Here is a 21,026-nt window from a genome sequence, read left to right as displayed (position 1 = left end):
TCGTTAAGGATAATGATTCGTTATATAAGGCAGTGTAATCTTAATAAATTGAAAGTTCTCGTAAATCCGCCCGGGCCTTTTCTTCGGCGTTTAAATCTTGGGTGATTTGCCCGTTTCGCAAGACTAAAAGCCGGTTACCGTACTTGACCGCGTCGCTAAGTTGGTGGGTGATCATCAGGGCGGTTAAATGATCCGCAGTAATCCGTTCTTGGGTAGCCACCATTAACTCGGTGCTGGTTTTGGGGTCGAGGGCCGCCGTGTGCTCATCTAACAAAAGGATTTCCGGCCGTTTGATGGTTGCCATCAAGAAGCTTAAAGCCTGGCGCTGTCCACCAGATAGGCTTCCGGTTGGGGTTTTAAGCCGGTCGCTAAGTTGGTTAGGCATGCTTGCGGTAATCTGTTTGAATTCGGCAGTATGTTGGTTTAAGCGACGGGGACGCAATCCGCGACGTTGTCCGCGTTTCGTAGCTAATAATAGGTTTTCCGCAACGGTCATGCGGGGGGCGGTTCCCAACTTAGGGTCTTGGAAAACCCGACTAATGTAGCGAGTCCGTTTTTCTTCGGAAAGGTGGGTAATGTCTTTTCCCGCAAGCAAAATCTGGCCTTCGTCAACGGCTAAGTTTCCAGCGATCACGTTAAAAAGGGTTGATTTACCAGCTCCGTTAGAACCTAACAAGGTGATAAAGTCGTTTTGGTAGACCTTTAAGTTAATGTTTTTTAAAATTTGGATTTCTTCGCTAGTGTGCCGGTTGGCGTAGACGGACACGTTTTTTAATTCTAAAATTACTTGGTTATTCATTTGAATCACGCTCCTGACTAATTGGTGAAAGGCCGCGGCGGACAATGTTGGATAAACGCAACTTTTGGCGTAAGGTTGGCAACATTAGGCAAAGGGCCAGTACTAATGAAGAAATTAAGTTTAAATCATTGGTGTTAAAGCCGGCCTTGAGGACTAAGAGAAGTACGAACCGGTAGATGATGCTACCGCAAACCACGGCAACGAGACGCTGGTTCATGGTCAGCTCGCCAAAAACTACTTCGCCGATAATGATTGAAGCAAGACCGATTACGATGATTCCAATTCCCATGTTAACGTCGGAATAACCGTCACTTTGGGCGATCAAGGCACCAGAGACGGCAATTAAACCGTTGGAAACCATGAGGCCTAAATTTTTCATTTGGTCGGTGTGAATTCCTAAAGATTTTGCCATTTTTTCGTTGTCCCCGGTTGCAATGAAGGCTTGGCCAAGCTCAGTTTGCAAGAAAAGCGCTAGAAGGGCAACCACCACGGTGATAATTAACAAGCCTAACAGTACGCTATCGAAGAAGGGCGGTAATGAAGTTAGGAACGCACCGCTAAACAAGGTGTGATGTCCTAATAAGGATACGTTCGAAGTCCCCATAATTCGTAAGTTGATGGAGTAGCAGGCGGTCATCACTAAGATTCCGGCCAATAAAATTGGGATTTTACCCTTAGTGTACAGTAAACCGGTGGTCAGACCTGCTAACATACCTACGCCAAATGCTAGTACGGTTGCCAAAAGCGGGTCTACTCCGTGAGTAATTGCGGTCACGCTCACGGCTGCTCCTAACGGAAAGGTCCCTTCCACGGTCATGTCAGGAAAGTCTAAAATCCGAAAAGTTAAAAATAATCCTACGCCAAGGAGCCCCCACAGCAACCCCTGACCGATAGCAGAAGTAATTAGATTCATTTGTAAATAACCCCTTCCTTTTGTGCTTTTTGTAGTAAGTTATTAGGAATTTTAATTCCCATTTGTTGCGCTTGTTTTAAGTTAATGGTTAGGTCGCCGCGTTTAAGATATTCGACCGGATTTTCCCGAACTTTTTCACCCTTTAAAATCCGCCCGGCCATTTTTCCAGTCAACACGCCGAGTTTATACTGGTTCACGCTGTAAGTGGCAATTCCGCCATTTTTGACCATGGAATCGACTGCTGGGAAAACGGGCACGTTAGCCGCGTTGGTGTTTTTGACCAACGTTGACATCGCTCCGGCAATGGTGTTGTCGGTTGGAACGTAAACTGCGTCCACCGCCTGGGCCATGGATTGCGAAACCTGGTTAAGGTCGTTGGAGTTCGCGATGGAATACGCCTTAAGATTAATGCCCGCCTTCTGGGCCAGTTTTTTAAACTGGTGGTACTGGGTCACGGCCGAGTTGTCACTAGAAGTATAAATGATTCCCAAAGTGTGCAAATCCGGCATGAGCTGCTGAATTAATTGCAATTGTTGGGCTAACGGCGCCTGGTCGGAGACGCCGGTAACGTTCGTAGTCGGATGCTTTAGATTGGTCATTAAACGAGCACCTTTGGGATCGGTAATCCCGCTCATAATGACCGGCGTTGTGCTAGTAGTATTTGCTAAAGCAAGGGCGGCTGGGGTGGTAATCCCAATCGATAGGTCGACCCCTTCGTTTTCAAACTTCTCGCTCATGGTTTTGAGGTTACTCTGATTTCCCTGAGCATTTTGGTAGTCCACCTTTAGATTCTTTCCTTCGGTAAACCCGGTTTGCTTTAAGCCAGCGTAAACCCCGCGTTGAATTTGTTTTAAAGCTGGTTGGTCCATCAGTTGCAGGATGCCAATCTTTTTGGTGGTTTGGCTAGCCTGGTTGGTAGAATTTCCTTCTTTGAAAAAGGCAAATCCTAGAAACGCAAAAATGATGACGATAAAACTTAACATTCTTTTCATACAAGCAAAGCTCCTTAAAATAAAGTAATAAAAAAGGACAAACCCAGAGGGCCTGTCCAAAAAAGGCCCGCATGGCGGTTAATGATCCATGCGGGCGATTATCAGCGTTATTCAACACAAATGAGCCGGCACAGATACGATCTGTATACAGGTCGTATCTTGCCTTTGCAAAACACAACCTAGTTACCGGCTTTGCCAACCATTATTGACATTTTTTCGTTTTAAAATGCTCATTTGCTTATTCCTACCTTACAAGTTAATCTTCCATGAGTATAACGGAAGACTTTTTAGTTTGTCAACGACGATTTAAAAATTACCTAGCTCTGGTTAATGGCATGGAAGTAGAAACGGGTGCTGCGATCTAAGTAATAAGCTTTCGAGAAGTTGAATAAGACGTTATTCTTCCGGTAATGCGACTGGTAAAGGGTGATATAGCGATCGCCTTGAGGAAAGCCGGTAATGGACGCAGCTTCTGGCGATAACGGTTCAATGCCAACGTATTGGTCGCTCGAATCAACGGTGACATCGTATTCGGTTTTAATAAACTCGAGGATTGATTCGTGCAGGACGTCGACTGGTAGAAAGGGAACTTCATTGCGCTCGTAATAAGCGTATTCCAATATATAAGGCTGATTTTTACGGTAACGGTACCGGATGATTCGGTATAGTTCATCGCCATCTTCACAACCAAACTCATTCGCCATGGCCCGGTCGGCAATCATCCGGTCGAAAGTAACTACCCGAGAAGTTAGCTTTTGGTGGTTAAACCCCTCGGAAACCCCCATGGTGAGGTTAACGATCCGATCGGTGTCCGCGCCAATATTATTAATGTAGTATCCGCTGCCTTGAACCCGACGGACGAGTCCCTTTTGGCTAATGATGTCGATGGCCTTACGAATTGTGTTCCGGCTAACGTTATACTTTTGCATTAATTCGTATTCGGTAGGCAATTTTACCTTGAACTGCTGGTGATTTATTTTATAAATCAAATCATTTGCGATAAATGTATACAATTAGTGACACCTTCTTTATCTGGTTTTAATAACCTGGTGACAAATTTAAATGTTTGGCACTTGTAAAATTTGTACCTACGTTTTATAATTCAATTGTAACGTAAGCGGTTTCATAGTCAACCGCCTAAATTAAATTTATTACAGGAGTGATTCATATGGCTGAAAAAACAATTATGTTAGTATGTGCGGCAGGAATGTCGACTAGTTTACTAGTTTCCAAGATGCAAAAAGCTGCGGAAGCTGAAGGCGTTGACGCGGAAATCTTTGCAACGGCGGCATCCGATGCGGATAACAAATTATCCGAAAAATCACCAGATATTTTGATGCTTGGACCGCAAGTTCGTTATCTAGAAGACAACTTCAAAAAGAAATTAGATATTCCAGTAGAAGTTATTGATATGCAAGACTACGGCATGATGAACGGCGAAAAAGTTCTCAAAGAAGCTTTATCAGCAATGGGAAATTAAGTAACGTTGTGAATTTTTTAAAAGCGCTTTCACTTAACTGGAGCGCTTTTTTGTATCGAAAGGGGTAAATTAAATGGCTGAACAAGAACAAGATATGCAAGCAATTATGGGATTAATTATTAACGGAGGGAACGCAAAGAGTTCTGCTTTTGAAGCAATTAACGCTGCTAAGGAAGGTGACTTTAAGCGTGCCGATGAAAAATTGAAGGAATCTGACGGCTTTTTGACTGAAGCACATAACGCCCAAACCGGGATGCTGACTGAAGAAGCCAACGGCAACCATGCCAAGGTAACTTTATTAACGGTTCATTCCCAAGATCACATCATGAATGCCATCACTTTCCGGGATTTAGCCGGAGAAATTGTGGACTTATATAAGAAATTAGCTGAAAAGTAAGGTGGAGATTTGATGACGGAAGAAAATTATCGGATGCCCGCTGGTTTCTTATGGGGCGGCGCAGTTGCAGCCCATCAGTTTGAAGGCGGATGGCAAGCCGACGGGAAGGGCGTTAGCATTGCGGACGTCATGACGGCAGGCAATAAAGACACTCCGCGTAAAGTTACGGACGGAGTGGTGGATGGTGAGATTTACCCTAACCATTGGGGAATTGATTTTTACCATCACTATCGCGAAGATATCGCTCTTTTTGCTGAGATGGGCTTTAAGTGCTTTCGGACTTCGATCGCTTGGACACGGATTTTCCCTAACGGCGACGAAACGGAACCCAACGAGGCCGGATTAAAGTTTTACGATGACGTTTTTGATGAACTTTTAAAACATGATATTCAGCCAATTATCACCCTGTCCCATTTTGAAATGCCTTATCACCTAGTAAAGGAATATGGCGGTTGGACTAATCGAAAACTAATCGACTTTTTCGTCCGGTTTGCCAAGACGGTAATGGAACGTTATCGCGGTAAAGTTAAATATTGGATGACTTTTAATGAAATTAATAATCAAGCTGATTATGACGATCCGCACCCGCTGCTCCAAAACTCGGGGTTGCTAGTTACGAAAACTACGCCAGATAAAGAAGCGTTAATGTACCAGGCGGCCCATAACGAAATGGTTGCAAGCGCGAAGGTGGTCAAATTGGCTCACGAAATTGACCCAGATTATCAAGTCGGGGCAATGATTGCCATGTGTCCGATCTACCCGCTTACTGCTAAACCAGCGGATATTATGAAGGCTGAACGGGCAATGCAGACCCGCTATTACTATGGTGATGTTCAGGCGAATGGTGAATATCCCGCATGGCTGTTGAAGTACTGGCAACGGCGTAATATTTCCGTGGACATCAGCGATGAAGACCGCGAAATTTTAGCGCAGGGCACGGTAGATTACATTGGCTTTAGTTACTACATGTCCTTTACGACAAAGGCTAATGACGACGATCCCGACTACGCCTACCGGGAGTCTACTGATTTAGTGGATAATCCGTACGTAGCAAAATCAGATTGGGGCTGGCAAATTGATCCAATCGGTTTGCGTTATTCCATGAATTGGATGCAAGACCGTTGGCATAAACCACAATTCATCGTGGAAAACGGTTTTGGCGCTTACGATCAAAAGACCGCCGATGGCCAGGTTCATGACGACTACCGGATTAAGTATTTCCATGACCACATTCTCGAGATGGAAAAGGCCGTCGTGTTAGACGGAGTTGATTTGATTGGCTACACTCCGTGGGGCTGCATCGATTTAATCTCAGCTAGCACGGGTGAAATGGCCAAGCGTTATGGCTTTATTTATGTCGACCAAGATGACGCAGGTCATGGAAGTCTAGCGCGTTCTAAGAAGGATTCATTTGCTTGGTACCAAAAGGTAATTGCTTCAAACGGGGCGGATTTAACTACTAATTAATTAAAACCGCTGACGTCCTGCAGGTCACAAGGTTAATGCCGTTTTAAGGAGGTGATCAAGGTGTTTAGTTACGAACGAATTCAGACCCTCAATCAATTAGAAATGTTTGTTTATAAGTACGTTGCCGGTCATCTTGAAGAATGCAAAACAATGACGATTCGAGATTTATCAGCTAAAAGTCACGTGTCATCCACTACGGTTTTGCGTTTTTTGAAGAAAATGGGTTACGAAGGATTTTCCGATTTCAAATATGCGTTGCGACATCATGATGAACCCGATCGGTTCGGACAGGTAGAACAAGAGTGGGGACCAATTGCCCAATTTTTAACGCAAGCTAATTTGCCTAAGTATCGGCAAAAAATTTCCACGGTAGCGCAGTTATTTTTAAAGGCGCACACCCGCCTCTTTTTAGGGATGGGATCGAGTAGCAGTCTAGCACAGTACGGTGCCCGAGTGTTATCTAATTATGGATTGTTTTCTTTGGCAATTATGGATCCGTATCAGCCGCAGCCGATTGAGGGCCGGGACTATACTAAAACTTTGATCATGTTTTTGTCCGTTTCAGGCGAGTCCGATGCAATTTTGCGACAAGCCAATTATTACCGACAAAATGGGGCGACTACCGTTGCGGTAACGGCCAACCACCTTTCAACACTTGCGCAGGTTTGCGACCATTGTTTGGCATACGACATTCCGGAAAAGAAAGTGGGGACGCTAGACTTCACTTCTCAAGTACCGGTAGTTTACGTTTTAGAGCAAATTGGTCAGCGGTGTGGCGAGCTAATGAAAGATACTAAGGTGAGTCACCAAGGTTAAAAATAGTGTTATGAGGACGGTTAATTTTAAGCAAAAAAGTTGGGAATAAAAATTTTTTCGTGAATTTTAGTCCCAACTTTTTTATGCTTCCAAAAGCCAATGTGCTAATTTATTCCCAATAAATCAACAGTGTTAACTATTAGGTTCAATAGCCGGGATAAAGCGAGCGTTTCCAAGACTTGTGTAGTAGTTGACAAACGGTTGAAAACGGTTACTATTTAGTTATAAACAACTAGGAGGTTGGTTACTTATGAAAATTGCTATAGTTGGTTGTACACACGCTGGAACCTTTGCAGCACAACAAATCTTAACAGAACATCCCGATTACGACGTGACGGTTTACGAACGTAATGATAATTTGTCATTCTTATCATGTGGGATTGCACTTTGGGTAGGGAACCACGTTTCTGATCCAAAGAAAATGTTCTATTCATCGCCAGAAGCGTTGACTGAACTTGGTGCAACCATGAAAATGAAGCATGATGTTTTAGATATCGACCCCGATACAAAGACTTTGAAAGTTAAAAATCTCGCAACAAATGAAGAGTTTACCGATACATACGATAAGCTAGTTATGACGACGGGTTCATCGCCTGTAATTCCGCCAATTGATGGAATTGATAACGAACGAATCAAGCTTTGCAAGAACTGGAACGACGCGGCAGAATTAAAACGGATTGACGACGACGTTAAGTCCGTAGTGGTAATTGGTGCAGGCTACATTGGCGCTGAATTGGCTGAACAATATGCAATCACTGGCCGTGAAGTTACCTTGATTGATGGTTTACCAAACGTATTGGCAAAGAACTTTGACCCTGAAATTTCTGACCGGGTTGCCAAAGACTACACTGACCACGGTGTTAAATTAGCAATGAACGAAATGGTTCAAGGCTTTAGCGGAACTGATCAAATTACCGTTAAGACTGATAAGGGTAGTTATACAGCAGATTACGCAATTCTCTGCGTTGGTTTCCGGCCACATACTAGTTTGCTAAAGAACAAGGTTGATATGCTCAAAAACGGTGCAATCATCACTGATGAATATATGCAAACTTCGAACCCGGACATTTTTGCCGCAGGTGATGCTTCAGTAGTGCACTACAATCCTACTGGCAAAGACGATTACATTCCGTTGGCAACTAACGCGGTTCGTCAAGGAATTCTAATTGGGCATAACATTGAAAAACCAACCGTAAAATACTTGGGTACCCAAGCAAGTTCTGCGGTAGCACTTTTTGGTAAAACTTTGGCAAGTACCGGTTTGACCGAAGGTGGCGCACAAGCGCGGGGCGTGGAAGTTGATTCGGTAACTCTTGAACAAGATTATCGTCCAGAATTCATGCTTACCACTACCCCAATTTTAATGCGCTTGGTTTGGGATCCAAAGACCCGGGTAGTGCTTGGGGGTGCGTTCTACAGTGATTATGACTGTGCACAATCTGCAAACACCGTTTCGTTGGCAATTCAAAACAAGATGACCATTGATGACTTGTCGATGGTGGACATGTTCTTCCAACCAAATTACGACCAACCGCTTAACTACATTAATGCGTTAGCGATGGCGGCGGTTGCCAAGGCAGATTCTAAGAAATAGTAAACTGATTTTAAGCAGAAGGGAATCCTGAGCATGAACAAATCAAAAGTAGCGATGGTTACGGGAGCTGCGCAAGGGATCGGTAAAGCGATTGCGTTGCGTTTAGCACAGGATGGTTTCGCAGTGGGAGTTGCGGATTTAAAGGCCGCAGCCGCCCAACAAGTAGCGGACGAGATCAACGACCGCGGACAAACCGCCATTGCTGTTGAAGTTGACGTTGCTAATCGAGATGACATGTTTAAGGCGGTTTCTCAGGTTAGTGACCAACTAGGCGGGTTTGACGTGTTAGTTAACAACGCTGGGTTAGGTCCCACAACACCAATTGAAACCATCACTCCTGAGCAATTTGATAAGGTATATCATGTTAACGTTGCTGGCCCATTGTGGGGCATTCAAGCTGCAGTTGCACAGTTTGAAAAGTTAAACCACGGTGGCAAGATTATTAACGCGACTTCGCAGGCCGGAGTAGTGGGAAATCCTAATTTAGCACTCTACTCGGGTACTAAATTCGCGGTCCGGGGAATTACGCAAGTGGCTGCGCGAGATTTGGCAGACAAGGGAATTACCGTGAATGCTTACGCACCTGGAATTGTAAAAACCCCAATGATGATGGACATCGCTCATCAAGTCGGTCAAAACGCTGGCAAAGATGACGAGTGGGGGATGCAACAGTTCGCAAAGGACATCACCTTAAAACGACTTTCGGAACCGGAAGACGTAGCTGCAGCCGTTGCGTTCTTAGCTGGTCCAGATTCTAATTACGTTACCGGACAAACCATCATTGTGGATGGCGGAATGCAGTTTCAATAAGTCAGTTTTAATTTAGCTTTGAACTAGTTCAGAACGAGAATTACATCGTTCTGAGCTTTTTTGTTGTGACGGAGAATTGTAAAAAAATGGTGACGGATGAAATTTTAGCGATTGTTATTTAATTAATGGTGGGCTTGCGAGATAGTCAAAATGCGTTCCCAAACCCAAACTTTCCGGTTGAACAAAAGTTTAATTTGCAATACAGACTAAACGTGCTCCAGCCTCCAATCTTTTCCGGTTAATAAAATTATGCAATCAATCGCCAAACCTGCGATTAATTACATAATTAAACTAATCCTCAAAGATTACCCGGAGGCTTCCGCACTCTCTCAATTGAGCACCATCCTCGCCTTTTTTTCCTTTGTTTTGTACAATTACTTTAATAAAAATGATAAATTGCTAACATTTAGAACGTTAAATCTCCACTGAAAGCGGTTTTATTAATCGGTAAAATAGACCCATGGAGTGAAACTATTTTTATTGTTTTAACTATGTATCGTAGCCCGGGCTCGGATGAATTATCACGCCAATTATTTCGATACGGTTAGTTTAAAACAATAAAAAATTTGCTCAGTGTCCTGATTGAGGGGTTACCAAAAGCATTTGTCGTATTTAACTAGTTAGATATTTTTACGCGTATTTAAGAGTACTAGCTAAAACGTTGCTACTAGTGAGATCGATTCGGATTGCTTCATCAATCGTGATTAATGATCGCCGCTAAACAACTAAATTTTAAGTAAACAGTCAAATTATTAAGTGAGCTGATTGTTCTGCTCACGGACACAAACTTTTTAGAGGTGATCAACTTGTCAGAAAAAAAGCCGCCCAAAAAAATTGGTTTATTGCCATTATGTGCGCTAGTGATTAGTTCATCGATCGGAGGTGGGGTGTTTGGCCTACCATCCGATCTAGCACGTGCAGCGGCTCCGGGACCGGTGATAATCGCATGGTTAATTGTCGGTTTTGGAATTTTAATGTTAGCTTTGTCATTAAATAACTTACTGCTTAAGGAACCGAAGCTGGAAGGCATGTTTTCCTATGCACAAAAGGGATTCGGACCGTTTGCAGGTTTTATTAGTGGCTGGGGATACTGGTTGTCCGCCTGGCTTGGCAACGTGGCGTTTGCAACCATGATGATGAGTGCTTTGGGGTATTTCTTCCCCGTCTTTAAATCAGGACAAAACTTACCTTCAATTTTGTTAGCAAGCGTCTTGCTGTGGTGTTTAACCTACTTTGTCAGTCAGGGAATTGAAGGCGCTGCGATTATTAACATGGTGGTTACCATTGGTAAGCTAGTCCCGTTGTTCGTTTTTATCGTAACTGCAATTATTTTATTTGATGGGCATCTTTTTACCCAAGCTTTTTGGGATAACGTAGGAAGCCACTTTGTAGTCAGTGACGTAATGCAGCAAATTAAAAACTGCACGATGGTGATGATGTGGGTCTTCGTTGGGATCGAAGGGGCTTCCACCCTCTCCGCACGGGCGCAGAAGAAGTCAACTGCCGGAAAGGCAACCATGTTTGGTTTGATTAGTCTATTAGCAATTTACATGCTAATCTCAATCTTGCCATATGGCTACCTAACCCGGACGCAGTTGGCGGACCTTCATCAGCCAGCGCTATTATACGTCTTTGCCCAGATGGTAGGTCCTTGGGGCGGTTACCTGATTGGCATCGGTCTAATCGTTTCCATCTTGGGTGCGTGGTTGTCGTGGACAATGCTACCAGCAGAAACCATTTTGCTAATGGCTAAGCAAAAGCTATTGCCAAAGTATTTTGGTAAGGTCAACCGGCATAATGCACCAACATTTGCGTTAGTAATGACTGCGTTTTTAGTACAGGGCTTTCTGTTTACCTTGTTGTTTACCTCGCGTGCGTATAATTTTGCTTATTCGCTTTGTACGGCTTCGATTATCGTCTGTTATATCCTAGTAGCAGCGTACCAAATCAAGTATTCCTATCAACACCTAAACGTAAAGGGGAATCGGGCGCAACTAATGATTGGAGTTTTCGCGTTAGTATTTGAAGTCGTGGGGATTTGGATGGCAGGAATTGAGTACTTATTACTCTGTTTAATTGCCTACTTACCAGGTATTTACTTCTACGGGAAGGCTCGTCAGGAAAATGGCTGCGCAGTCCGCTTGTCGCACAAAGAAAAATTAGTGACCGGATTGCTTACCGCGGGTGCGCTATTGAGTGTGGGTCTAATGTTTACGGGCGGAATCTCGCTTTAGGAATGTGTTATATTAGAACTTTGGTTACTTGATTTAAGAGCTAAGAATCATCAGCTAGGAGTAATGATATGACAAACGAGCAGGATTCCATTCGGGATAATCCGAAAAAGTATTTAAAAGCTAAACCGGAATTTAGTGATTTTACCGATGCAGAGTTGCAACAGCTTATTAACCAAATGCACGTAAAGCAATTTCCCAAGGGACAGGTTTTATTTGATCAAAGCGATGATCGAGAAAATTTGTACTTTGTGATTAAAGGTTTGGTACGAGCGGAGCGAACCGATGCAAACGATAAATTCACTTTTTATACATACATTAAGGCCGACCTTGCTTTTCCTTACCGGGGAATGTTTACGGAGTGTTATTATCCGTACACGGCCCAGGCAATGACCGATATTGAAATTGTCTATTTTCCAATGTCAGTTTTTGAATCGTTGTTACGACAAAACAACGCGGCGTTGGTCAAGGTGGTTAAGGAAATGAGTTCAATCATTAGCGAATCAGAAGATCAGATTCAGCAGTTAGTTACCCCAAGTGCACGACAACGAATTGTCCAAGCGTTGAAAACTTTTGAAGCTGATTTAGGACAGCTCCAGCCGGATGGTAGTTCTAAAATTCCGTATCCCCTCCGCATTAAGGAATTAGCGGTGATGAGCGGAACCAGCCGGGAGACTGCCGGACAGATTGTCAAATACTTGGTGGAACAAAACTTAATTGATTATGAACATAAACGGTTTGTTTTTAAACCTGAATTTTTTCAGGATGAAAATGACGAATAACTAACAAAATTGAAGGCACACAATTAAATAAAACTAAAAAAGATGGTCAACTGGCGTGGGGCTTATTTTTAAAGAGCTTCTGCAAGGTTGACCGTCTTTTGGTAAGGGAGTGTGCCATTATGTTAACAAAGGGAAAACGGCGTTTTAAGCTTAAAATGCCGGGAGCGTTTGTAATTTTATTCATTTTGACGATTGTGGCGGTAATCGCTACGTGGGTAGTTCCTTCAGGGAGTTACGCAAAATTGGCGTACAACCAAGCAAACTCGTCTCTACAGGTAAAACAGCCTAACGGACAGGTTGAAAAGGTACCAGCTACCCAAAAAGAATTGGATAAACTGGGTGTTAAGATTAACATTCAGAAGTTCACGTCGGGAAGCATTAACCAAGAAATTTCAATTCCCAACACTTACGAACGCTTGAAGCAGCATCCAGCAGGAGTTGATCAAATTACTTCGAGCATGGTTAACGGAACTATCGAAGCTGTCGACATTATGGTGTTTATCTTTGTGTTAGGCGGTTTGATTGGTGTGGTAAGGGCAAGCGGGGCCTTTGAATCCGGTTTGCTAGCGCTGACGAAGAAAACGAAGGGGCACGAGTTCCTGTTAATTTTCTTAGTAGCGACGTTAATGGTTCTAGGCGGAACGTTATGCGGAATTGAAGAAGAAGCGGTGGCTTTTTATCCAATCCTCGTGCCCGTCTTCATTGCGATGGGCTACGATTCGATTGTCTGTGTGGGAGCCATTTTCTTAGCTAGTTCAATCGGGACGGCCTTTTCAACAATTAACCCGTTTTCCGTAGTAATTGCCTCCAACGCGGCGGGGATTAGCTTCACGGAAGGTTTACCATGGCGGGCCTTTGGTTGTGTAGTGGCGGCGTTGTTCGTAATTGGCTACCTCTACTGGTACAGTAAGAAGGTTAAACAAAATCCGGCAACTTCGTACTCTTACGAAGACCGGGATGAATTTAACCAAAAATGGTCGGTAATAAATAATGATGAACAACAAGCAGCGTTTACCTTACGAAAGAAAATTGTGTTAGCGCTATTCGTAGCTGGTTTTCCTTTGATGGTTTGGGGAGTAATGCCCCAGGGCTGGTGGTTCCCTAAGATGGCGGCTTCGTTCTTGGCCTTTGCCATTTTGATCATGATTTTAACAGCGACTGGTAAAAATGGAATTGGGGAAAAAGGTGTCGTTGACGCGTTTGTCAACGGTGCTTCGAGCTTAGTCGGGGTATCGTTGATTATTGGTTTAGCTCGAGGAATTAACTTGATTTTAAACCAAGGAATGATTTCCGATACAATCCTGGACTTTTCCTCGTCGTTAGTTGCCCACATGAGCGGGCCGGTATTTATTATCGTGATGTTACTTATTTACTTCGTCCTGGGCTTCATTGTGCCATCATCTTCTGGTTTAGCGGTACTTTCAATGCCGATTTTGGCGCCGTTAGCAGATACGGTACAGATTCCACGTTTTGTCGTGGTTACGGCCTATCAATTTGGGCAATACGCAATGTTGTTCCTTGCCCCAACTGGGTTGGTAATGGCTACCCTCCAAATGCTCGACATGAAATATTCCCACTGGTTCAAGTTTGTTTGGCCGGTAGTGGTTTTCTTACTCGTCTTCGGTGGGGGAATTTTAGTGGCCCAAGTCTTGATGTATTAAAAACGTATCGATATAAAAACAGGAGCTTAGTTAGCTCCTGTTTTTTAACGCTTTGTAAGGATAATGGCGTTTGGGTTGAGAATGCCTATTTTAGGTGCAAAGGTTGTTTTACAGCAAAAATTAGTAAAGGGTGGTCAGACGTTAAGAATCCTGTAAAATAGCCGCGACCCGGCGTTTTAAATCGGGAACCACTTGTTCTTCAAACCACGGATTTCTTACCAGCCAGATATTATTTCTGGGTGAAGGGTGGACTAGCGGAAAATACTTTGGTAAGAACGATTGGTAATTTTTTACCAACTCCGTGGTGGTCGTCTTCGGAGTGGTCTTTAAGTAATAACGTTGCGAGTAAGCGCCAATCAGCAAGGTTAATTGGATATTAGGCATGGCAGCCACCATTTGGGGATGCCATTTTTCAGCAACGGCCTTACGGGGAGGAATATCCCCGCTTTTACCCTTTCCGGGATAGTAAAAGTCCATTGGTAGAACGGCAATTTTTCCAGAATTGTAAAAGGTATCGCGTGAAATGCCCATCCAATCCCGAAGTCGATCGCCGCTTTTATCATTCCAGATAATTTCTGTATCTTGCACGCGTTTGCCGGGTGCTTGGCCGACGATGAGAATTCGCGCCTGGGGATTGAGCATGTAAATGGGGTGCCAACCTTTTTCAGTAAAGACGGCATTCTGCGGATCCTGCATGATTTCTTTAAAAAACGGCATTTGATAATCCAAACAAATTCTCCTTTCTATTAGGAAACTACCTCCAGTATACATCATTGAAAACGTTATCTTGAGAATAACGCTAGCAACTAGCGCGTTCTTTGTTATAATTGTCAGAGTAAATAGTAATGATTACTCTTTAGGAGGAAGAAGATGCGCGGAAGGCGAAGTTGGTTAGCAGGGTTAGTTTTGTTACTAGCGGGAGTATTTTTGCTTGGGGGATGTACGGCAACCAAGCCAAAACATTCGGATAAGGTTCAAGTAGTTAGTTCACTTAATTTTTATGGAGACGTGGCCAAGAAAGTTGGCGGTAAGTACGTCAAGGTGACGAATATTATTCAAAATGCGGCGACTGATCCGCATGATTTTGAGCCAACGACCAAGACGGCTAAACTTATGGTGGATGCTGATTTAGTAATTGAAAATGGGATGGGAACGGACGCCTGGATGCAACGGATCACCCCGCATAAAAAGGGACTTCAGGTGATTAATCTCGGACATTTGATGAACAAAAAGAATGGCGAGAACCCTCATTTATGGTACGATTTGGCAACTATGGAACGTCTAGCAAACCAGGTGGCTAAACAGTTGAGTAAGAAAGACCCGCAACATCGCGAATTTTACCAGCGGAACGCTCAAAAATACGTTAAATCGCTGCAGCCAATCCAGAAGAAGATTGACGAAATTAAACAACAAAGTTCGGGGAAAAAAGTTGCGGTAACCGAACCGGTTTATGATTACACCTTGCGGGAGTTAGGTTACCAAATTAGCGATCGGAAATTTGCGCTTGCAATCGAAAACGAGACCGATCCTTCACCAAAAACGGTCGAAAACCTGCAACAAGATCTTAGGCAGCGTCGAGTGGAATTCATCGTTAATAACCAACAGACTGGTAATAAGGTAATCGATGAAGTTTTAAAAATGGCTAAAAAACATCACGTTCCCGTTATCAACGTTACGGAGACGATGCCGGACGGTAAGTCGTATCAAGAGTGGATGGTTGGCCAACTAAATCAAATCAGTAAAATAATAAGAGGGAAAGATTAATGACGGAGACATTGGTACAAGTACACGACTTAACGGTCGAGTTCCCGGGGCAAAAACTTTTCAATCATTTAAGCTTCAACATTGACCGGGGCGAATTTTTAAGTGTAATTGGTGAAAACGGGGTGGGAAAGACCACTTTAATTAGGACGTTGTTACACCAAGTTAAACCGACTCACGGGGAGATTAAATTTCGGTCGGCAGTGAACATTGGTTACGTGCCTCAATTTAGAAATATTGACCGGGATTACCCATTATCCATTCGGGACTTTGTAGCCCTAAATTTGCAAGAAAGTCGGTTACCGTGGTTATCCAAGAAAGAACGCCAACAACTAGACAAAATTTTGCAAGAAACGGGTTTGGTAGAAATTCAAAATACCCGGATGGGTCGGGCGTCCGGTGGACAAAAACAAAGGGCGTATTTAGCTCAGGCACTGGTCGATCAGCCGGATTTGTTAATCTTGGACGAGTCGACTGCAAGTTTGGATAGTGTTCGTAAATACGAACTTTTCGACTTGGTGCAACATTTTAATCGGCGGCACGGATTAACGGTATTATCAATTACGCACGATTTCGATTTAATGAAAAAATATTCCGACAAGTACTTATTGTTGAAAGAAGACCGGTACGCGTTGGGCGAAGTCAGCGATATTCACAGTGAGGAGGATTTGCCCAATGTTTAGTTTTGAATTTATGCAAAATGCCTACATCGCCGGAACTTTTATCGCCATTATTTGTGGGATTATGGGAGTCTACGTAGTGGGACGCAACATGTCGTTCTTGTCCCACATGCTTTCAGAAATTGGCTTTTCTGGGGCGGCGTTCGGAATTTTTATGGGATGGCAAGCCTTAACGGGGATGTTGCTGTTTACCATTGTCAGCTCAATTTTGATTGGTAAAATGAGTGTGCAAGCTTCACGACGAGAATCGGCAATTTCGGCAGTTTCAAGTTTGTTTTTGGGGCTTGGAATCTTATTTCTTTCAATTTCTAACAAAAACGTTAGTTACGCTACTAACATTTTGTTTGGGAGCGTAATTGGGATTGGCCGGTCAGAAGTTCGCCAAGTATTGCTGCTCACCATCGTGGCCTTAGCCTTCATCTTGTTGATGTACCGACCGCTTAAGTTTGATTCGTTTGATCACGTGGGTGCTTCGGTAAAGGGGATTCACACGAATTTTATTTCAATTATCTTTTTAGTAGTGTTAGCGTTGAGCGTTAGTACGGCAGCCCAAATTGTGGGTTCACTGTTAATTTTCGTGTTGCTAACGTTACCGGCAGCCGCCGCAAAGATTGTGGCTAAAACGGTGAGTGGTATGATGCTGTTTGCGGTAGGCGCTGCCTTGGTAGGCGTTTGGTTAGGACTGTACTTGGGCTACGTAACGAGTTGGCCGGTAAGTTTCTTCATCGCCTTAATTGAATGCATAGTGTACTTTTCAGCGATGTTGCTGGGGAGAAAAGATTAGAATACCTCAAAATTGGGGACGAAATTTAAAAATTAACCAGCTAAGGGGATTGGTCGCAAGTTTAGCGATTGATTCCCTTATTTAATTGGATGGAGGAATTGGGGTGCCTAAGTGTGATGGGGCTACGCAAGCAGTAAATGGCAGTTTCCACCCAATACATAGCAACTTAACGATTGAAAAGGACTGTTTTCCGGTTCTTTTTACATTTATGAATTTTTGCAATAAATTATATTAAGGTTTTCGCCTAAACCCGAACATTATCCTTGAACTGTGGTATGATATTGGTTAATGAGAACAAATATCTAATAGACAAACGAAGTGGAGTGAAAGCAATGAAACTGAAGCGTAGTGAACGGCTGATTGATATGACTAACTACCTTATTAATCATCCCCGCACACTAATAACTTCTGGATTTTTCGTTAAGCGATATTCATCCGCTAAATCTTCGATTAGTGAAGATTTATCAATTATGAAATCAACTTTAGCAAAAAGACAGTTAGGAACCATTGAAATTACTAATGGAGCGGCTGGTGGAATTAAATATTTACCGGGAATTGGGAAAGCAGAAGCCCAAAAGGTTATTCAGGATCTCACGGAACAACTTTCGGATCCGGATCGTAAGCTGCCTGGTGGGTATCTGTATATGTCCGATTTATTGGGGCACCCAGACACCTTGCGTGCAATTGGACGGATGCTAGCTAGTGAGTACGTATTTTCCGACGTCGATGCGGTAATGACCGTGGAAACTAAAGGAATCCCGCTAGCCCAAGCAGTAGCCAACTATTTAAACGTTCCGTTCATCATTGTGCGGCACGAATCGGTGATTACGGAAGGTTCGACAATTTCGGTCAATTACGTATCCCGCTCTTCGGAACGTATCCAAAAAATGGAGCTTTCTAAACGCAGTTTACAGCGCGGAATGAAGGTTTTGATTGTGGATGACTTCATGAAGGGTGGCGGCACCGTTCATGCAATGGTCGATCTGCTGAAAGAATTTGAAGCAGAATTGATTGGAATTTCGGTACTAGCTGAAGGAACTTACAAAGGACAACGGGCAATTGAGGACTTCACTTCGTTGTTGAACGTGGACACTTCCCAAGCCGGACAAGTTCAAATCAAGGCCGGAAACTATTTTGAAAGAAATTTTAAAGAAGACACTAAGGAGTAATTGTAGCAATGGTGAAAAGTACGATTATTTTAGCAGCGGGTCAAGGAACCCGGATGAAGTCAAAATTATATAAGGTATTACATCCCGTTTGCGGTAAAGCGATGGTGGATCATGTTTTAACCCAAGTTGAAAAAACGGATATGGACCACGTGGTTACCGTAATTGGTCACGGTGCAGAAAAGGTTCGGGAATTGCTTGGGGACCGGACGGAATACGTGGTTCAAAAGGAACAACTTGGTACGGGGCACGCCGTTTTACAAGCCGAAGACATTTTAGGCGACAAAGACGGGATTACGATGATTGTTAGTGGCGACACTCCGTTGTTTACCGCTAAAACTTTTGAAAACTTATTTGAATATCATCGTCAAAAGGGCGCTGCGGCTACAATTCTCACTGCGCGGACCGATAATCCGTTCTCCTACGGCCGGATTGTGCGTAACGACCTTGGGGTGGTGGATAAGATTGTTGAACAAAAGGATGCCACTCGTGAAGAAGCAGAAATCACGGAAATTAATACCGGAGTTTACTGTTTTGACAATCAGAAATTGTTCAAGGCTTTGCACCAAGTTAAAAATGACAATGCTCAAGGAGAATACTACCTTCCTGACGTAATTGGAATTATGAAGGCGGCTGGCGAAATTGTCGCAGCTTACGAAATGGATGACTTTAGCGAATCAATGGGAGTTAACGACCGGGTGGCCCTTTCTAAGGCAACCAAGGTAATGCAACAACGCATCAACGAAGTGCACATGCGTAATGGAGTAACCATTGTGGACCCAGAAAATACATACATTGATTACGGGATTGAAATTGGCGCTGACACCGTAATTGAACCAGGAGTTCAATTACAAGGTCAAACCAAGATTGGTTCGGACTGCGTGATTGGCGCGCATTCTAAGATTGTGGATTCGACTATTGAAGACCGGGTTACGGTTACCTCTTCGCAAATTGAACAGGCCATCATGCACCACGATAGCAATATTGGACCAAATAGCCATTTGCGCCCGAAAGCTGAAATTGGCGAATTTGTCCACGTCGGTAATTACTGTGAAGTTAAGAATGCTAAATTGGGGGCCCGGACTAAGATGGGTCACTTAAGCTACGTTGGGGATGCAGATGTAGGTACGGATATCAACATTGGTTGTGGCGTGGTATTCGTTAATTACGATGGCATCAACAAGCATCACACTACGGTGGGTGACTACTCGTTCATTGGTAGCAACGCCAACATTGTGGCCCCAGTTAAATTAGCGGACCACAGCTACGTAGCTGCTGGTTCAACCATTACTGGCGACGTTAACCAATACGAAATGGGAATTGCCCGGGGCCGGCAAGTTAACAAGGAAGGTTACTTCAAAAAACTTCCGGTTTACGAAGCAGCCTTAGAAGCTGAAAAAGAAAATCAACGTGATTAATCATTACTAATTTGATCCCTCAAGCACGCTGAGGTTACTTTTCTTAGAACTACAATTATTTTCTGAAATAATTAAATAAAAGCAGGTTTAAAAAGTTTGTTTATTTATATTAGGCAATCAATTTCCAATATTGGAAATCGATTGCCTAATTTTGTTAATATATGTATTATTTCAAGGGCTAATGGAGTTTTGCACAGCTTTAATTACTTTAGGCTTAGGGCTTTTAAATTCTATTTGATTATAGAACTTTTCAAACCTTTGTGTGGAAAAACGTATCTATAGGGCATTATCAGCAGATGTTTCCTTTTGGGGACATGTTCTGATGATGCCTTTTTCTTTGCAATAATAAATTTTTAAAGGGGTATCTATTTATTGAGAATGTAAATAAAAAATTATTTCTAAATTGTTCCTTTCGCAATTTGAATAATGTAATTAAGAAGACAATTAGATAAAATCGGAGCTTCTTATCCCATTAGAAGTAAGTTGTTATTAATTTGTAGATAGATTTTAGGTGTTTATCAGCATAAATTTCATTAAAGTTTTGACTAATTTATTTTTAAATGATATTATGACCATGCTTTTGTGACCGATTGGTCACGGAAAACATTTCAGAAAGTAGGTATAAAATGTCAGAGTCGATTGTGTCTAATTATGAACAGTGGTTAAACTTAGCAGAAATGCCTGAGAATAAGCGAAAAATTCTGGAAGCCACTATTAAACTTTATTCAAAACAGGGGATATCCAACACTTCGACCAGTCAAATAGCAAAAGAAGCTGGTTTATCAAAAGCTCTAATTTTTAAGTTCTTTACTAATAAACATGATTTAACGATGAACTTAATTACTCCTGTCTTGGATCATATACTACCAGTTTTTACTTCCGATTTTTTTGGAGATCTTGAAAAAAACACAGAAGTAAAAGAGATTATCCGTTACATTGTTTTTAATCGTTATCAATTCCTCATAGAAAATAAAGACATTGTCTTAATTTTTTTGTCCGAAATAATGGTAAACGAAGAGTTACAACAAAAATTTTTTTCGTATATTGATTCCAACAACAAAATTATGTGGTTAAAAGAAAAGCCCCATTTTTTGAAGATTAATGAACAAATCACGTTATCGAGTTTGTTTTTGGCAATTGCTAGTCAGATTCTTATGCTGTTTGTTCAATGTACGATTTTTAATAAAGAAATGACTAAACAACAACAAAATCAACGCTTAGAAGAGATCGTTACCTTAATTTACAATGGGGTTAAAAATAGAAAGGAATAACAGC

The 21,026-nt window shown here is 42.7% G+C and carries 20 protein-coding genes; 15 read left to right on the top strand and 5 right to left on the bottom strand.

The genetic code is table 11. From position 1 onward, the window contains the following. Positions 1 to 40 precede the first annotated feature (40 nt). The 4 genes from I6H64_RS07730 to I6H64_RS10230 form a co-directional block, all read right to left on the bottom strand. The gene (locus I6H64_RS07730; RefSeq protein ID WP_024862667.1) at positions 41 to 799 is read right to left on the bottom strand and encodes an ABC transporter ATP-binding protein; all 759 of its coding nucleotides are present in this window, start codon (positions 797 to 799) and stop codon (positions 41 to 43) included. Then, the gene (locus tag I6H64_RS07725; RefSeq protein ID WP_005919792.1) at positions 792 to 1,712 is read right to left on the bottom strand and encodes an ABC transporter permease; all 921 of its coding nucleotides are present in this window, start codon (positions 1,710 to 1,712) and stop codon (positions 792 to 794) included. Before I6H64_RS07725 ends, I6H64_RS07730 begins: the two co-directional genes overlap by 8 nt. Then, positions 1,709 to 2,704, bottom strand: a complete 996-nt coding sequence (gene trpX / locus I6H64_RS07720) for a tryptophan ABC transporter substrate-binding protein (RefSeq protein ID WP_036685708.1) — start codon at positions 2,702 to 2,704, stop codon at positions 1,709 to 1,711. The genes I6H64_RS07725 and trpX overlap by 4 nt, the downstream gene beginning before the upstream one ends. A 317-nt stretch (positions 2,705 to 3,021) precedes the next feature. Continuing rightward, positions 3,022 to 3,717, bottom strand: a complete 696-nt coding sequence (locus I6H64_RS10230; RefSeq protein ID WP_036685705.1) for a GntR family transcriptional regulator — start codon at positions 3,715 to 3,717, stop codon at positions 3,022 to 3,024. A 155-nt stretch (positions 3,718 to 3,872) separates the two neighbouring features. On the opposite strand from I6H64_RS10230, the gene I6H64_RS07710 reads away from it, so the two are divergent. The 9 genes from I6H64_RS07710 to I6H64_RS07670 all read left to right on the top strand — a co-directional run bounded on the left by I6H64_RS07710 (position 3,873) and on the right by I6H64_RS07670 (position 13,942). Continuing rightward, positions 3,873 to 4,184: a PTS sugar transporter subunit IIB gene (locus I6H64_RS07710; protein ID WP_002830186.1), complete on the top strand. Its 312-nt coding sequence runs from the start codon at positions 3,873 to 3,875 to the stop codon at positions 4,182 to 4,184. Positions 4,185 to 4,257: 73 nt separating this feature from the next. Further along, complete coding sequence (locus I6H64_RS07705; protein ID WP_002830184.1) at positions 4,258 to 4,581, top strand: PTS lactose/cellobiose transporter subunit IIA; 324 nt, start codon at positions 4,258 to 4,260, stop codon at positions 4,579 to 4,581. A gap of 12 nt (positions 4,582 to 4,593) precedes the next feature. Further along, on the top strand, positions 4,594 to 6,048 hold the full coding sequence (locus tag I6H64_RS07700) for a 6-phospho-beta-glucosidase (RefSeq protein WP_008842087.1): 1,455 nt from the start codon (positions 4,594 to 4,596) through the stop codon (positions 6,046 to 6,048). Between the two features lie 60 nt (positions 6,049 to 6,108). After that, on the top strand, positions 6,109 to 6,864 hold the full coding sequence (locus I6H64_RS07695) for a MurR/RpiR family transcriptional regulator (RefSeq protein ID WP_005919782.1): 756 nt from the start codon (positions 6,109 to 6,111) through the stop codon (positions 6,862 to 6,864). A gap of 250 nt (positions 6,865 to 7,114) precedes the next feature. Beyond that, a complete protein-coding gene (locus I6H64_RS07690) occupies positions 7,115 to 8,458 on the top strand; it encodes an FAD-dependent oxidoreductase (RefSeq protein WP_056985028.1) in 1,344 nt (447 codons plus the stop codon). Positions 8,459 to 8,491: 33 nt separating this feature from the next. Further along, positions 8,492 to 9,268, top strand: coding sequence for a (S)-acetoin forming diacetyl reductase (locus I6H64_RS07685; protein ID WP_008841281.1), 777 nt, complete (start codon positions 8,492 to 8,494; stop codon positions 9,266 to 9,268). An 806-nt stretch (positions 9,269 to 10,074) separates the two neighbouring features. After that, a complete protein-coding gene (arcD, locus tag I6H64_RS07680) occupies positions 10,075 to 11,502 on the top strand; it encodes an arginine-ornithine antiporter (RefSeq protein ID WP_002830179.1) in 1,428 nt (475 codons plus the stop codon). A 68-nt stretch (positions 11,503 to 11,570) separates the two neighbouring features. Continuing rightward, positions 11,571 to 12,281 (top strand): Crp/Fnr family transcriptional regulator, encoded by a 711-nt coding sequence (locus I6H64_RS07675; protein ID WP_008841277.1) that lies wholly within the window; start codon positions 11,571 to 11,573, stop codon positions 12,279 to 12,281. 119 nt (positions 12,282 to 12,400) lie between these two features. Further along, positions 12,401 to 13,942, top strand: coding sequence for a YfcC family protein (locus I6H64_RS07670; RefSeq protein WP_008841276.1), 1,542 nt, complete (start codon positions 12,401 to 12,403; stop codon positions 13,940 to 13,942). Between the two features lie 141 nt (positions 13,943 to 14,083). On the opposite strand, the gene I6H64_RS07665 is transcribed toward I6H64_RS07670, so the two are convergent. Next, positions 14,084 to 14,671: a uracil-DNA glycosylase family protein gene (locus I6H64_RS07665; RefSeq protein ID WP_008841275.1), complete on the bottom strand. Its 588-nt coding sequence runs from the start codon at positions 14,669 to 14,671 to the stop codon at positions 14,084 to 14,086. A gap of 141 nt (positions 14,672 to 14,812) precedes the next feature. On the opposite strand from I6H64_RS07665, the gene I6H64_RS07660 reads away from it, so the two are divergent. From I6H64_RS07660 to I6H64_RS07635, 6 genes are all read left to right on the top strand, one after another. Continuing rightward, positions 14,813 to 15,706, top strand: a complete 894-nt coding sequence (locus I6H64_RS07660; RefSeq protein ID WP_008841274.1) for a metal ABC transporter solute-binding protein, Zn/Mn family — start codon at positions 14,813 to 14,815, stop codon at positions 15,704 to 15,706. Next, positions 15,706 to 16,386, top strand: coding sequence for a metal ABC transporter ATP-binding protein (locus I6H64_RS07655; RefSeq protein WP_002830173.1), 681 nt, complete (start codon positions 15,706 to 15,708; stop codon positions 16,384 to 16,386). Before I6H64_RS07660 ends, I6H64_RS07655 begins: the two co-directional genes overlap by 1 nt. Next, a complete protein-coding gene (locus I6H64_RS07650; RefSeq protein ID WP_008841273.1) occupies positions 16,379 to 17,167 on the top strand; it encodes a metal ABC transporter permease in 789 nt (262 codons plus the stop codon). The genes I6H64_RS07655 and I6H64_RS07650 overlap by 8 nt, the downstream gene beginning before the upstream one ends. 332 nt (positions 17,168 to 17,499) lie before the next feature. Then, positions 17,500 to 18,336, top strand: coding sequence for a pur operon repressor (gene purR, locus I6H64_RS07645; protein ID WP_002830171.1), 837 nt, complete (start codon positions 17,500 to 17,502; stop codon positions 18,334 to 18,336). Between the two features lie 8 nt (positions 18,337 to 18,344). Beyond that, positions 18,345 to 19,751 carry a bifunctional UDP-N-acetylglucosamine diphosphorylase/glucosamine-1-phosphate N-acetyltransferase GlmU gene (gene glmU, locus I6H64_RS07640; protein WP_008841270.1) on the top strand — a complete coding sequence of 469 codons (1,407 nt, stop codon included), beginning with the start codon at positions 18,345 to 18,347 and terminating at the stop codon, positions 19,749 to 19,751. Between the two features lie 626 nt (positions 19,752 to 20,377). Continuing rightward, a complete protein-coding gene (locus I6H64_RS07635; RefSeq protein ID WP_005919761.1) occupies positions 20,378 to 21,022 on the top strand; it encodes a TetR/AcrR family transcriptional regulator in 645 nt (214 codons plus the stop codon). Positions 21,023 to 21,026: the final 4 nt, after the last annotated feature.

Source organism: Pediococcus acidilactici, assembly GCF_016127815.1.
GTDB lineage: Bacteria > Bacillota > Bacilli > Lactobacillales > Lactobacillaceae > Pediococcus > Pediococcus acidilactici.
This window is presented reverse-complemented; position numbering and strand designations above follow the sequence as displayed.